Source organism: Streptomyces sp. NPDC001492 (assembly GCF_053597275.1).
In genome coordinates this window covers 226,506-240,026 of record NZ_JBSFHW010000010.1, presented here as the reverse complement: position 1 = coordinate 240,026, position 13,521 = coordinate 226,506, and the positions used below count along the sequence as shown (strand labels likewise).

At 71.1% G+C, this 13,521-nt stretch carries 12 protein-coding genes; 10 read left to right on the top strand and 2 right to left on the bottom strand.

All coding sequences use genetic code 11. From position 1 onward, the window contains the following. The first annotated feature begins 3 nt into the window (after positions 1-3). The 8 genes from ACWC1K_RS16055 to ACWC1K_RS16020 all read left to right on the top strand — a co-directional run bounded on the left by ACWC1K_RS16055 (position 4) and on the right by ACWC1K_RS16020 (position 7,546). Positions 4-885 (top strand): carbohydrate ABC transporter permease, encoded by an 882-nt coding sequence (locus ACWC1K_RS16055; RefSeq protein WP_450831799.1) that lies wholly within the window; start codon positions 4-6, stop codon positions 883-885. After that, a complete protein-coding gene (locus tag ACWC1K_RS16050; RefSeq protein WP_450831798.1) occupies positions 882-1,712 on the top strand; it encodes a carbohydrate ABC transporter permease in 831 nt (276 codons plus the stop codon). The genes ACWC1K_RS16055 and ACWC1K_RS16050 overlap by 4 nt, the downstream gene beginning before the upstream one ends. Beyond that, on the top strand, positions 1,709-2,794 hold the full coding sequence (locus ACWC1K_RS16045; RefSeq protein ID WP_450831797.1) for an ABC transporter ATP-binding protein: 1,086 nt from the start codon (positions 1,709-1,711) through the stop codon (positions 2,792-2,794). Before ACWC1K_RS16050 ends, ACWC1K_RS16045 begins: the two co-directional genes overlap by 4 nt. Next, positions 2,791-3,630, top strand: a complete 840-nt coding sequence (locus ACWC1K_RS16040) for a DeoR/GlpR family DNA-binding transcription regulator (protein ID WP_450831796.1) — start codon at positions 2,791-2,793, stop codon at positions 3,628-3,630. Before ACWC1K_RS16045 ends, ACWC1K_RS16040 begins: the two co-directional genes overlap by 4 nt. Beyond that, positions 3,608-4,687, top strand: coding sequence for an ABC transporter ATP-binding protein (locus tag ACWC1K_RS16035; RefSeq protein ID WP_450831795.1), 1,080 nt, complete (start codon positions 3,608-3,610; stop codon positions 4,685-4,687). The genes ACWC1K_RS16040 and ACWC1K_RS16035 overlap by 23 nt, the downstream gene beginning before the upstream one ends. After that, positions 4,684-5,706, top strand: a complete 1,023-nt coding sequence (locus tag ACWC1K_RS16030; RefSeq protein WP_450831794.1) for a 2-hydroxyacid dehydrogenase — start codon at positions 4,684-4,686, stop codon at positions 5,704-5,706. The genes ACWC1K_RS16035 and ACWC1K_RS16030 overlap by 4 nt, the downstream gene beginning before the upstream one ends. Positions 5,707-5,809: 103 nt before the next feature. After that, positions 5,810-7,234, top strand: coding sequence for an FGGY family carbohydrate kinase (locus ACWC1K_RS16025; protein WP_450831793.1), 1,425 nt, complete (start codon positions 5,810-5,812; stop codon positions 7,232-7,234). A gap of 84 nt (positions 7,235-7,318) precedes the next feature. Beyond that, positions 7,319-7,546, top strand: a complete 228-nt coding sequence (locus ACWC1K_RS16020; protein ID WP_450831791.1) for a hypothetical protein — start codon at positions 7,319-7,321, stop codon at positions 7,544-7,546. A 3-nt stretch (positions 7,547-7,549) separates the two neighbouring features. Here the strand turns inward: ACWC1K_RS16020 and ACWC1K_RS16015 are convergent, their stop codons facing one another. Further along, positions 7,550-8,215 carry a mycothiol-dependent nitroreductase Rv2466c family protein gene (locus ACWC1K_RS16015; RefSeq protein ID WP_450831789.1) on the bottom strand — a complete coding sequence of 222 codons (666 nt, stop codon included), beginning with the start codon at positions 8,213-8,215 and terminating at the stop codon, positions 7,550-7,552. Positions 8,216-8,353: 138 nt separating this feature from the next. On the opposite strand from ACWC1K_RS16015, the gene pepN reads away from it, so the two are divergent. Continuing rightward, the gene (gene pepN, locus ACWC1K_RS16010) at positions 8,354-10,933 is read left to right on the top strand and encodes an aminopeptidase N (protein WP_450831786.1); all 2,580 of its coding nucleotides are present in this window, start codon (positions 8,354-8,356) and stop codon (positions 10,931-10,933) included. 188 nt (positions 10,934-11,121) lie between these two features. Next, positions 11,122-12,180, top strand: a complete 1,059-nt coding sequence (locus tag ACWC1K_RS16005; RefSeq protein WP_450831785.1) for a hypothetical protein — start codon at positions 11,122-11,124, stop codon at positions 12,178-12,180. Between the two features lie 134 nt (positions 12,181-12,314). Here the strand turns inward: ACWC1K_RS16005 and ACWC1K_RS16000 are convergent, their stop codons facing one another. Continuing rightward, positions 12,315-13,499 (bottom strand): glycosyltransferase, encoded by a 1,185-nt coding sequence (locus ACWC1K_RS16000; RefSeq protein ID WP_450831827.1) that lies wholly within the window; start codon positions 13,497-13,499, stop codon positions 12,315-12,317. Positions 13,500-13,521 lie beyond the last annotated feature (22 nt).

Sequence of the window (13,521 nt, the reverse complement as noted above, 5' to 3'; positions counted from 1 at the left end):
GCGATGGGCTGGCGGCTGACCCTGCGCCCGTACTTCCTGATCGTCCCGGCACTGCTGCTGACCTGCGGGATCCTCTACCCCTTCGGACTCGGGCTCTACTACACGCTGTTCGACTTCTCGGCGAGCAAACCGCAGCCGGACATGGTGCGGTTCGAGAACTACCGGACCGTCTTCACCCAGGACGCCTTCTGGAACTCCGCGTGGGTGACGGTGTGGTACGCCGTCGGGGCCGCCGCCGCGGAGACCGTGCTGGGGGTCGCCGTCGCCCTGCTGCTGCACCGCTCCTCGCTCGTCGGCCGGGTGCTGGAGAAGATCCTCATCCTGCCGCTGATGATCGCCCCGGTGATCGCGGCGATCATGTGGAAGCTGATGCTCCAGCCGTCGGTGGGGGTGGTGAACCACCTGCTGAAACCCTTCGGGCTGGGAGGAGTCCAGTGGACGGACACTCCCACGGGCGCCCTGTTGTCGTCGATCGCCGTGGACGTCTGGGTCTACACCCCGTTCGTGGCGATCCTCGCCCTGGCCGGTCTGCGGTCGCTGCCCACCTCGCCGTTCGAGGCGGCGGCCGTGGACGGCGCGGGCTGGTGGTACACCTTCCGGCGGCTGACGCTGCCCATGCTGTGGCCGTACGTCCTGGTCGCGGTGATCTTCCGGTTCATGGACTCGCTGAAGGTGTTCGACATCATCTACGCCCTGACGGAGGGCGGGCCGGGCGACTCGACCGTCGTCCTGCAGATCCGCGCCTATCTGGAGGCGATCCGCTTCCAGCGCTACAGCTTCGGCATCAGCTACACGATCGTGCTGTGGGCCGTGGTCTACCTGGCCGCGATGGTGCTCGTGCGCCATCTCGGCAGGATCCAGCGAAAGGCGGCCGAGGCGAAATGACCGTCAGGAAACGCCTGCTCGGATGGCTGGCGGATCTCGCCCTCGTCCTCTACTTCGTCTTCGCCCTCTTCCCCGTCGCCTGGATGGTGATCCTCTCCCTGAAGCCCGCGAACCAGCTCTTCAGCACCTACTTCTCCTTCACCCCGACCCTCGACGGCTACCGGACCGTGCTCGGCGACAGCGAGGGCATCCCGTTCGTGCGGTTCTTCGTGAACAGCCTGGTGGTGTCGGTGGGGGCGGTCGTGCTCTCCCTGGTCGTCGGACTTCCGGCGGCCTATGCGTCGGCGCGCTGGCGGTTCAAGGGCTCCGAGAACCTGATGTTCACGCTGCTGTCGTTCCGGTTCGCACCCGAACTGACCGTGATCATCCCGCTGTTCGTGCTGTACCAGAAGCTGGGGCTGTTCGACACGTACGTCGGCATGATCTGGGTGCTGCAGCTCGTCACCCTGCCGCTGATCGTGTGGATCATGCGGTCCTACTTCGCCGATCTGACCCCGGAACTGGAGCAGGCGGCCCTGCTGGACGGCTACACCCGCAAGCAGGCGTTCTTCAAGGTGGCGCTCCCGCTGGTCAAGCCGGGCATCGCGGCGGTGTCGCTGCTCGCCTTCATCTTCGCCTGGAACAACTTCGTGTTCCCCCTCATCCTCACCTCCAACGAGGCGCAGACCGTGACCGTCGGCGCGCTGTCCTTCCTCGGCGGGGACCGGCCCAAGTACAACCTCACGGCCGCGGCGGCGCTGGTGTCGGTCGTACCGCCGCTGCTGCTGGCCCTCACCATTCAGCGCTATCTGGTGCGGGGGCTGTCGTTCGGGGCGGTGAAGTCGTGATCGGACTGCGCGGGATCCGGAAGACGTACGGCAAGGTCACCGCCCTGGACGGCCTCGAACTGGACGTCCGGGAGGGCGAGTTCTTCTGTCTGCTCGGCCCCTCCGGCGCCGGCAAGACGACGACCCTCAAGACGGTCGCCGGGCTCGAACGGCCCGACTCCGGCACGGTCGAGCTCGACGGCAAGGACATGCGGGGCGTGGAGCCCTACGACCGGGGCGTGGCGATGTGCTTCGAGAGCTACGCGCTCTACCCGCACCGCTCGGCGTACGACAACCTCGCCTCGCCCCTGCGCTCGCCCCGCCACCGCCTGCCCGCCGCCGAGGCCCGCGACCGCATCGGCGCGATCGCCGAGCTCCTCGGTATCAGCGGCCTGTTGGACCGCCCGGTCGGGCAGCTCTCCAACGGGCAGCGGCAGCGCATCGCCCTCGGCCGCGTCCTGGTCCGCCCCGCCCGCGCCTTCCTCCTCGACGAACCGCTCTCCCACCTCGACGCGAAACTGCGCCAGCAGATGCGCGCCGAGCTGAAGGCGATCGGGGCCGTGCAGCACACGACCACCCTCTACGTCACCCATGACTCCGTCGAGGCCCTCGCGCTCGGCGACCGGATCGGAGTGATCCGTCAGGGGCGCATCGTGCAGACGGGGACGCGGGAGGAGATCTGGTACCGGCCCTGCGACACCGAGGTGGCGCGGGCCTTCGGGCGGCCGCGGATCAATCTGCTCCCGGGGACGGTGACGGAGGACGGCAGCTTCCGCTCGGCCGACGGGAAGGTGGAGCTGCCGGTGCGCGCGCGGGCCCGGGCCGGCACGGACGTCCTGGTCGGCGTGCGCCCCCGGGATCTGTCCCTCACCGGCCCCGGACACGAGCTGACGGGCACCGTCTATGTCACCGAGGTGCTCGGCCGGTCCGTCGAGGTGACCGTCCGGCTCGGCGGGCTGCATGTGTCGCTGGTCGCCCCGCGCGCCGACACGACCGGGCTGCGGTCCGACGATCCGGTACGGCTGACGGTCAGGCCTGAGAACCTGCTGCTGTTCGAGGCCGACGGGCCCCAGGGTCCAGGACGACTGATCGGGACACGATGAGCAGCAACAGCAGCAGCGGTGGCAGCGCACACCAGCAGGGGCCCGCGGCCCGGCAGGCCGCCATGGCCGAACAGGTCCTGGCCGACGGTTCGGCGACCGCGGCCGAGCTCGCCGAGCGGTTCGGGGTGAGCCTGATGACCATCCACCGGGACCTCGACGAGCTCGAACGCCAGGGTCTCGTCCGGAAGTTCAGGGGCGGGGTGACCGCCCAGCCGTCCGGGGTGTTCGAGTCGAACGTGCAGTACCGGCTGAAGACCATGCGGGCGGAGAAGGCCGCCGTCGCCGAGCAGGCGCTGAGGTCGATAGAACCCGGCATGGCGATCATGCTGGACGACTCCACCTCCACCCTGGAGATAGCGCGCAGGCTGCGCCTCGGCGAGATCACCCCACTGACGGTCGTCACCAACTTCCTGGAGGCGATCAACCTCCTCGCCGACCAGCGGGGCATCCATCTGATGGCGCTCGGCGGCGACTACGACCCGCTGCACTCGTCCTTCCTCGGAGTGTCCTGCGTGGAGGCGGTGCAGTCCCTTCGGGTGGACGTGTGCTTCGCGTCGACGTCCGCCGTGCACGGGGGTTACGCCTACCACCAGGAGCAGCACATCGTGTCGGTGAAGCGGGCGATGATCGAGTCGGCCGCCCGCAACGTCCTGCTGATCGACCACACCAAGCTGGCCCGGACCGCCCTGCACCGGGTCGTCCCGCTCTCCCGTTTCGACCTGCTCCTGGTGGACGACGGGGCGTCGGAACAGGCGCTGCGGGACCTGGACGAACACAAGGTCACCTATCAAGTCTGCGCGACGAGGGGCGGCGATGACCGAGCTGGAGCTACGTGATCTGCGCAAGACCTACCGCTCGCGGGGCCGCCCGGCCGTGGACGCCGTACGCGGCATGGACCTCGCGCTGCACTCGGGGGAACTGCTCGGACTGCTCGGCCCCTCGGGCTGCGGCAAGTCCACCACCCTGCGGATGATCGCCGGCCTCGAGACGGTGACCGGCGGGGACATCCTGGTGGGCGGCGCCTCGGTGGTCGAGCTGCCGGCGCAGCGCCGCAACATCGGCGTCGCCTTCGAGAACTACGCGCTGTACCCGCCGCTGACGGTCGCGGAGAACCTGGCCTTCGGCCTGAAGGCCCGCAGGGGCCGTGACCGGAAGGAGGTCGACCGCAAGATCGCCGAGATCGCCGAACGCGTCGACCTCACCGGCATCCTCGACGCCCGCCCGGCCGGCCTCTCCAGCGGCCAGAAACAGCGCGTCTCGCTGGCCCGCGCCCTCGTCCGCGAACCCGACGTACTGCTCCTCGACGAGCCCCTCTCCCACCTCGACGCCGCCCAGCGGGACACCACCCGCCGCGAACTCAAGCGCATCCAGCGGGACCTGGGGCACACCACCATCCTGGTCACGCACGACCAGGAGGAGGCCCTCTCCCTCGCCGACCGGATCGCCGTGATGAAGGACGGCGTCATCCAGCAGCTCGGCACGCCCTACGAGATCTACGACAGCCCGGCCAACGTCTTCGTCGCGGACTTCGTCGGAGAGCCCGCCATCAACCTGTTGCCCGGCGTCGCGGCCGCCGACGGTCACGCCCGTCTCTCGGCCTCGGTGCGGATCGCGCTGCCGGTGCCGGTGGCGGAGGGCCGCGCGGTCGTGGTCGGCGTCCGCCCGGAGGATCTGCGCCTCACCGGCGGCGAGGGCATGCCCGCCAAGGTCGTCGCCCACGAGCCCCTCCTGGAGGCGGGCATCGCCACCCTCGCCCTCGACGGCGTGGAACACGCCCTCGTCGTCCTCACCGGCCCCGAGGTGCGCCTCGCCCACGACGAGCGGGTCCGGGTCGGCGCCGATCCCGACCACACCCATGTCTTCGACGCCGAGACAGGAGACTCCCTGCGATGAGCGAACCCGTACGTGTCGTCGCCGCCGGCGACCACTTCATCCTGCCCTCGCTCATCACGGCGGCGGTGCGTCATGAAGTCCCCTGCGAGGTGGGCGAGTTGATGCTCGGCTGGCCACTGGAACCCTTCGGCCCGGTGGCCGAGGTGACGGAGGCCAGCGACGCCGAGGACGAGCTGATCGACGCGCTCGCGGGGGCACAGGTGCTGGTCACCCAGATGGGGCCGGTGACGGAGCGCGTCCTGGACGCCTGCCCGGAGCTGCGGCTGGTGGTCGTGTGCCGGGGCGGCCCGGTCAACGTCAACCTGGACGCGGCCAAACGGCACGACGTCCGCGTCTGCTTCGCCCCCGGCCGCAACGCCGCCGCCACCGCCGAGTTCACCGTCGGCCTGATGCTGGCGGCCCTGCGGCGCATCCCGCAGGCCCACAGCCTCCTCGCCGGGGAGGGCAGTTGGCAGGGGGCGACGTACTACACGTACGAACACAGCGGACTGGAGCTGGAGGACCTGCCGGTCGGGCTCGTCGGTTACGGGGCCGTGGGCAGCCGGGTCGCCCGGGCGCTGGGTGCGTTCGGGGCGCAGGTGATGGTCTACGACCCGTATGTGCGGGGTGAGATCCATGGGCTGCGGGTGTCCTCGCTCGACGGACTTCTGCGGCGGTCCCGGGTGATCACCCTGCATGCGCGGCTCACGGCCGAGACCCGCGGTCTGATCGGTGCGCGGCAGCTGGCGCTGCTTCCCCGGGGCTCGGTGGTGGTGAATGCGGCCCGTGGGCCCCTGCTGGATGAGGACGCGTTGTGCGACGCGCTGGAAAGCGGGCAGTTGTCGGCTGCCGCCCTTGACACCTACCAGCAGGAGCCGGTGCCGGAGGGTTCGCGGCTGTTCGGGTTCCCCGACCGGCTGGTGATGACGCCGCACCTGGGTGGGGCGTCGCGGGCGGTGGCGGAGAAGGCTGTGCGGATCGCTGCGGGGGAAGTAGGGCGGTGGGTGCGAGGGGAGCCCCTCGCGCACGCGCTGACTTGAGTGCCTCGATGTGTCGTCGCTTGTCTGCAGCGCCGTCGTGGCTGGTCGCGCAGTTCCCCGCGCCCCTTAAAAGGCGGCTACCGAACCGCAAGGAGAGAGCGCTATGTACGTCGGGATTGACGTAGGTACGTCCATGGTGAAGGCCGCCGCGTTCGACCGCGAGGGGCGTGAACTCGCCGTCGAGGCACGGCCCGTAGGGCTCGACCTGCACGGCGGTGTCGTCGAGCAGGACATGGAGGAGGTGTACGCGACCGTCGTCGGCGTGCTTCAGGAGCTGACCTCGAAGGTGCCGGAGCCGATCGAGTTGGCGGGCCTCACCGGGCAGGGCGACGGAGTCTGGCTGGTCGACAAGGACGGGCGGCCGGTTCGGGCCGCTGCCTCCTGGATGGACGGGCGGGCACACGAACTGCTGGACCAGTGGCTCGCGGACGGGACCTTCGAGACCGTGTTCCGGCGGACGGGGAGTGCCATGTTCCCGGGTTGTCCGGGGCCGTTGCTGGCCTGGTTCGACCGTTACGAGCCGAAGTCCCTGGACGCGGCGGCCACGGCCCTGTACTGCAAGGACATGGTGTTCCGGCGGTTGACGGGGGCGCCGGTGACGACGGATGTGTCGGACGCGTCGATGCCGTTCCTCGATCCGCGGACGCGGGCGTACGACAACCGGGTGGTGGAGCTGCTGGGGCTGACCCACCGCCGTGGTCTGCTCGCTCCCGTCGGGGACCCGATCGCGACGGCCGAGGCGCGCGGCGAGGGCCTGCCGGCCGGCACACGGCTGGCGAACGGCCCGTACGACCTCCCGTCCTGCGCGCTCGGCGCGGGTGTCACGACCCCGGGGGACGGTCTGCTCATCGTCGGCACCTGCCTGGCCGGCCTGGTCGCCACGACCGATCTCGACCTGACCGGCGAGCCGGCCGGCCTGTACATCTCCACCGACCGTCCTGGTCACTGGCTGCGCGCCATGCCCGCGATGGTCGGCACGGCCGCCCTGGACTGGGTGCTGTCGACGACGGGTGTGCGCCACGAGGAGGTCGACGGTCTGCTCGCCGGGACCCCGCCCGGCGCGAACGGTGTGCGCGTGCTGCCGTACTTCGCCCCGTCCGGCGAGCGCGCCCCGTTCGTCGAACCCCGTCTGCGCGCCGAACTCACCGGTGTCTCCCTGGAGTCGACGAAGGGCGATCTGATCCGCGCGACCTGCGAGGGCATCGGGTACGCGGCCCGGCACTGTCTGGAGGCGGCGGGCCTGACGGGCTCGCTGGCCGTCTGCGGCGGGGGGACGCGCAGCCCCGCCTGGATGCGGCTGCTCGCCGATGTCCTGGGCCGGCCGCTGCGGGTCGTCGAGGGTGAAGTGGGCGCGCGGGGTGCGGTGCTGGCGGCGGCGGAGCGGTACGGCGTCGCGCTGGACGCGGCGACGTGGACCGAGCCGACCGCGGTCGTGGAGCCGGACGCGGCTCGCGCGGCGTACTACGCGAAGGCCTACGAGGACCATCTGGCCCGGCTCGCGCAGGCGCGGGGAAGGGCGCGGGCGTGAACGACGCACCACCGGGACCCGGCGATTCCGGGGACGCGTTCGCCGGGTTCGCGCTGTACTACCCGTGATGGCGAGGAGGCGCTGATGTTCTTCAAGGACAAGCACTGCCCGACCTGCGGGGGCAGCGGCACCCAGGTGTTCAGGCCGCTCAACGGGAAGGAACGGCCGAACGTGGCGCCGGAACACCGCCAGTTGACCGACCTGTGGCGCTGTACCGCCCCGGGCTGCCGGTGGTACCAGCGCTGGAGCAAGCGGAGCGAGGGAGGCCGGCTCCCGGAGGAGCTCAGGAATCCGGAAGCCGACCCCGACTGATCCCTACAGGTTGCTGAAGTCCGGACCCTTCGTCCGCGTCCGCTTGATCTCGTAGAAGCCCGGGACCGAGGCGACCGCGATCGTGCCGTCCCAGAGGCGGGCGGCCTCATCGCCCTTGGGGGCCGGGGTGACGACCGGGCCGAAGAAGGCGATCTGCTCGCCGTCGGCGCCGGGGACGGCGATGACGGGGGTGCCGACGTCCTGGCCGACCTTGTCGATGCCCTCCTTGTGGGAGGCGCGCAGCTCGGCGTCGAACTCGAAGTCCTTCTGGTCGAAGTACTCGATCAGGTCGGCGGGCAGGCCGACGTCCGCCAGTGCGCCTTCGACGGCCTCGCGCGTCGGGCCCTGGCCCTCGTTGTGGATACGGGTGCCGAGCGCGGTGTACAGCGGGCCGAGGATGTCGGAGCCGTGCTTCTGCCAGGCCGCGGTGACCACCCGGATCGGCTGCCAGGCCTTGGTCTCCAGCAGCTCGCGGTACTCCTCGGGCAGCTCGTCGATCTTGGGCTCGTTGAGTACCGCGAGGCTCATGATGTGCCAGCGGACCTCGATGTTCCGGACCTTCTCCACCTCCAGCACCCACCGGGAGGTCATCCAGGCCCAGGGGCACAGCGGGTCGAACCAGAAGTCGACAGGCGTCTTCGCGGTGGAGCTGCTCGCGGTCTCGGACATGGCTCTCCTAGGAAAAGCGGTCGTTTCCACCCGCAACAACAGCCCTCCCCGTCCCCATTCCCGAGTGCCCGGCGCCAGTGCCCCATGGCAGGATCAGCCCTGTCCACATACCGAACACCAGCCGAGGGAGCGCTGCCCGTGCCCGGTGAGAATCTGACCCGCGACGAGGCCCGGGAGCGGGCCGCCCTGCTGTCCGTCGACGGGTACGACGTATCCCTCGACCTGCGTACGGCGGTGGGGGAAGCGGACGGGGACGGTGCGCGGACCTTCCGGTCCGTCACCACGATCCGCTTCCGCAGCAACGAACCGGGCGCCGCCACCTTCGCCGACCTGATCGCGCCGAGTGTGACCTCCGTCTCACTCAACGGGCGGGATCTCGACCCCGGTCAGGTCTTCGACGGCTCCCGGATCCTCCTGGAGGACCTCGCCGCGGAGAACGAGCTGGTCGTCGACGCGCAGTGCGCCTACTCCCGGACCGGCGAGGGCCTGCACCGCTTCGTCGACCCGGAGGACGGCGAGGTGTACCTGTACACCCAGTACGAGCCGGCCGACTCCCGCCGGGTCTTCGCCAACTTCGAGCAGCCGGACCTCAAGGCCCCGTTCCGCTTCGAGGTGCGGGCGCCGGAGGGGTGGACGGTCTGGAGCAACGGCGTCGGCGAGCGGGCGGACGGGGTGTGGAGGTTCGCGGAGACCAAGCCGATCTCGACGTACATCACCTGCGTGGTGGCGGGCCCGTACCACTACGTCACGGACTCCTACGAGCGGACCTTCGAGGACGGTACGCGCCTTGAGATCCCCCTCGGCGCCCTGTGCCGCAAGGGCCTGGCGCCCTACTTCGACTCGGACGACGTCTTCCTCGTCACCAAGCAGGGACTGGACTTCTTCCACGACCACTTCGACTACCCGTACCCCTTCGGGAAGTACGACCAGGCGTTCGTGCCCGAGTACAACCTCGGCGCGATGGAGAACCCGGGGCTCGTCACCTTCCGCGAGGAGTTCATCTTCCGCGGCAAGGTCACCCGCGCGTCGTACGAGGGCCGGGCCAACGTCATCCTGCACGAGATGGCGCACATGTGGTTCGGCGACCTGGTCACCATGGTGTGGTGGGACGACCTGTGGCTGAAGGAGTCCTTCGCGGACTTCATGGGAACCTTCGCGAACGTGGGCGCGACCCGCTTCACCGACGCCTGGATCACCTTCGCCAACCGCCGCAAGGCCTGGGCGTACCGAGCCGATCAGCTGCCCTCCACCCACCCGATCACCGCGGACATCCGCGACCTCCAGGACGCCAAGCTCAACTTCGACGGCATCACGTACGCCAAGGGCGCGTCGGTGCTCAAGCAGCTGGTGGCCTACGTCGGCCAGGACGCCTTCCTGGAGGGCGCGCGCCGCTACTTCAAGCGGAACGCGTACGGCAACACACGCCTCGGCGATCTGCTGTCGGTGCTGGAGGAGACCAGCGGCCGGGACATGGCCGCCTGGGCGCGGAAGTGGCTGCAGACGGCCGGGGTCAACTCCCTCACTCCACAGGTGCTGTTGGACGCGGAGGGCCGGGTCGACGAGCTGGCGGTGCTGCAGGAGGCCGCGGAGTCCCACCCCGAGCTGCGGCCGCACCGCGTGGCGGTGGGCCTGTACCGGCGGACGGGCGAGGGTGCCCTGGAGCGGTATGCGCGGGTCGAGGTGGACGTCGACGGTCCGCGTACGGTCGTGGCGGAGCTGGCGGGTGCCGAGGCGCCGGAGCTGGTGCTCGTCAACGACGACGACCTCACGTACTGCAAGACCCGCTTCGACGACACCTCGCTGGCCACCCTGCGCGAGCACCTCGGGTCGGTCACCGACCCGCTGGCCCGCGCCCTGTGCTGGTCGGCGCTGTGGAACCTGACCCGGGACGCGCTGCTGCCCGCCGCCGACTTCGTGGACCTGGTGACGCGGTTCGCGCGCCGCGAGTCCGACATCGGCGTCCTTCAGATGCTGCACGCCTGGGCGAACTCGGCGCTGGTCAACTATGCGGCGCCGGCCTGGCGGCCGGCCGGCCAGCGGCTGCTGGCCGAGGTCGCCGTGCGGGATCTGCGGGCGGCCGAGCCGGGCAGCGAGCAGCAGCTGGCCTGGGCCCGTTTCCTCGCCACGGTGGCGGCCGGCCCCGACGAACTGGCGCTGCTGCGCGGCCTGCTGGACGGCACGGAGAAGGTCGACGGCCTCGAGGTCGACCAGGAGCTGCGCTGGGCGTTCCTGGAACCGCTGGCCGCGCACGGGGCCGCGGACGAGACGGTGCTGGCGGCCGAGCTGGCCCGCGACGACACGGCGTCCGGCAAGCGCCACCAGGTCCGCTGTCTGGCCGCCCGCCCCTCCGAGGCGGTGAAGGCGCAGGCCTGGGCGCAGGTGGTGGAGTCGGACGCGCTGTCCAACGCCCTGGTGGAGGCGACGATCGCGGGCTTCGCGCAGCCTTCGCAGCGGGAGCTGATCGCGCCGTACGCCTCGAAGTACTTCGCGGCGATCGAGCGGCTGTGGCGGGAGCGGTCGATCCAGATCGGCATGGACGTGGTGCGGGGGCTGTTCCCGTCCTACCCGACGGAGCAGGGCGCTCAGGCGACGCTGGACGCGACGGACGCGTGGCTCGCCGCCCACGAGGACGCGGCGCCGGCGCTGCGCAGGCTGGTGCTGGAGGCGCGCGACGATCTGGCGCGGGCGCTGCGGGCCCAGGCTTTGGCCAACGATTGATCCGCGTGTGACCGTTACGGAATCCGGTCAATAACACCCGTAACCCCTGGTCCGACCCGAACGGACCAGGGGTTTTCGATGCCCTATCGGCATCCGAACAAGCGTCCTTTAGTGCCACCTTGTCCGTCTTTGTCGACGAGCGTGTAACAGCGGTTAGAGGACGGTGCCGGCGCGGGAAACCCCCCGGCATGAACCACAACGCCCCTCTCCCCCCGGCCTCCCCCCGCCCCCTGAGCCACCTCGCCGAGGTGCACCGCCGCGTTCTGACGACGGCTCAACTCCGGGCGCACGGCGTCTCGTCCGCCGAGATGACCGAGCAGTGCCGCACCGGCGGCCCCTGGCAGCAGCTTCTCCCGGGCGTCTTCCTGCTCCACCCGGGCCCGCCGACCAGCGAGGAGCGGCTGCACGCGGTGCTCATGTACGCCGCGCGGGAGTCGACCCCCGGAGTGCCGACGCAGCCGGGCGCGGAGAGCCCGCACCGGCCGGTCTACGCGGAGGCGATGATCACGGGCCTGGCGGCGCTGACGCTGCACGGGTTCACGTCCGCGCCGCCGCTGCTGTCGCTGGAGAAGATCGACGTCCTGGTCCCGCGGCTGCGCCGGCTGCGCTCGGCGGGCTGTGCCCGGGTGGTACGCACGCACACGCTGCCGACTCCTCAGCAGGTGACGGGAGTTCCGATCGCGCCGGTGCCGCGCGCCCTGGCCGACGCGGTGTCGGAACTCGCGGACGCGGGCGCGGTGCGCCGGCTGCTGACGGAGGCGGTGCGCGCCGGCCACTGCGAACCGGCCTCGGTGGTGCGGGCGTTGAACCAGGCGAAGCTGCTCAGCCGCCCGCACGTGGTGGACGCGGTGGACTCCCTGCTGGCCGAGGGCCGCGCCATCGCGGAGGACCGCCTGTACCGGATGGTCCGCGACTACGGCCTGCCCGACCCGGTCTGGAACGTGGACCTGCGCCTACCGGGCGGCCCCCACCTCGGCGGCCTCGACGCGTACTGGCCGGAGCAGGCGGTGGCCGTGGAGCTGGACACCCGGGCACCGCGGCAAGGCCTTCGGCAGGACGACGACGCGCTGTGGTCCGAATACGCCCGCAAGCGGGAGCACTTGGAGCGCCTGGGCATCACGGTCGTCCACATCACCCCCAAGAAGCTCCGCGACTCGATGGAACAACAGGCGGCGGTGGTCCGCACGGCGCTGATGGCGTCGGGCGACCGGGAGCCCGCCGCGTATGTCGTGGTGCTGCCGCGGTAGTGACGGACCGGGGCGGGGGCAGGAGGGGAGAGGAGGGGCCACCGGTGCCGGTGGCCCCTCCTCGTGTCGGGAGGCCGGCGGCAAACGGCACCCCGCGGCACGCAGAAGACGGCGGCCGATGTCGGGCCCGCCGCTCAGTGCGGCTCCGGAAGAGCCGGCCGCGCGGCAGCCCCCGCGGCCACCCAGTCGAGCAGGGTGGCGTACGACGCGATCATGCGGGTGCGGCTGAAGCGTTCGCGGCTTGCGGTGAGGGCGGGGGCGAGGGCGGTGCGGGCTGCCGCCGCCTCCGTCCAGGCCCGGGCGATCGCCGCCGGGTCGGGCGGGGTGACGAAGCCGCGGCCCGCCACGATCGCCGCGCTGTCGCCGACGTCGGTGGCGACCGGTACGGCGCCGCACATCATGCCCTCGACCAGGCACAGCGGGGCCGCCTCGCCCCAGGAGGAGGTCAGCGCGACGACGTCGGCACCGGCGTACACGGACTCCATGTCGTGTCTCACGCCGAGCAGGTGGACCCGGTCCGTCAGTGAGCGCCGCGGTCCGAACGCGGTCTCGATGTCCGTGTCGAGGCCCGGATTGGCAGCCGTCATGCCCGCGCCGCACATCAGCACATGCGCGTCGGGCTCCCGCTCCAGCCACTCCCGTGCCGCCCGCAGGAACAGCGGGACGTTCTTCATCGCGTCGTAGCGGGCCGCGAAGACGACCACCGGTGCCGCGGCCGGGATCTCCAGCGAGGCCCGCAGCGCCAGCCGTCGGGCCGCGTCGGGGCGGAAGCGCAGCAGATCCACGCCGTTCGGGATGACGTGCAGCAGCTCGGCCGGGATCCCCGCCGCCTCGTACGCGGCCCGCGTCGACTCCGCGCAGCACACGCACGCCACCACCCTGCCGTCCGCGATGGCGGCCTTCAGTTCGTCGAGGGCCGCCCCCTGGTTCTCCGGGTCGGAGCGGTGCAGACAGACCACGACGGGGCGGCGCGGCAGGCCCGCCTGGTTGAGGAGACGCAGCGGCTGTTCCTTCAGCGAAAGGATCACGTCCGCGTCCGCCGTCGCCCGTGCCGTGTCGGCCAGCTCCGGTCCGGTGAAGGTGGCCGGATCACCGCTTGCGGGAAAGACCCGGCCCAGGGAAGTGACGCCCACGCCCGCCGCGGTCAGCGACTGGTAGCAGGCGTCGTCCTCCATGCGCTGCCGGGTGGCCTCCCGGTGCACCTCGCCATGGAGGCTCAGCACGCGATGCTGCTGGTCACCCTCCTGAAGTCCGCGTACGACGTCACTGTGAACGATCCGGGCCCCGCCGGAGAAGAAACCCTCGTAGACCGAGAGCACGTGTAGTCCGCGCCTCGTGAGC

Excerpts from the sequence above, each read along its gene's own strand:
- ACWC1K_RS16055 (WP_450831799.1), top strand. The coding sequence starts at position 4 with ATGGGCTGGCGGCTGACCCTGCGCCCGTACTTCCTGATCGTCCCGGCA.
- ACWC1K_RS16050 (WP_450831798.1), top strand. The coding sequence starts at position 882 with ATGACCGTCAGGAAACGCCTGCTCGGATGGCTGGCGGATCTCGCCCTC.
- ACWC1K_RS16040 (WP_450831796.1), top strand. The coding sequence starts at position 2,791 with ATGAGCAGCAACAGCAGCAGCGGTGGCAGCGCACACCAGCAGGGGCCC.
- ACWC1K_RS16035 (WP_450831795.1), top strand. The coding sequence starts at position 3,608 with ATGACCGAGCTGGAGCTACGTGATCTGCGCAAGACCTACCGCTCGCGG.
- ACWC1K_RS16030 (WP_450831794.1), top strand. The coding sequence starts at position 4,684 with ATGAGCGAACCCGTACGTGTCGTCGCCGCCGGCGACCACTTCATCCTG.
- ACWC1K_RS16025 (WP_450831793.1), top strand. The coding sequence starts at position 5,810 with ATGTACGTCGGGATTGACGTAGGTACGTCCATGGTGAAGGCCGCCGCG.
- ACWC1K_RS16020 (WP_450831791.1), top strand. The coding sequence starts at position 7,319 with ATGTTCTTCAAGGACAAGCACTGCCCGACCTGCGGGGGCAGCGGCACC.
- ACWC1K_RS16015 (WP_450831789.1), bottom strand. The coding sequence starts at position 8,215 with ATGTCCGAGACCGCGAGCAGCTCCACCGCGAAGACGCCTGTCGACTTC.
- ACWC1K_RS16005 (WP_450831785.1), top strand. The coding sequence starts at position 11,122 with ATGAACCACAACGCCCCTCTCCCCCCGGCCTCCCCCCGCCCCCTGAGC.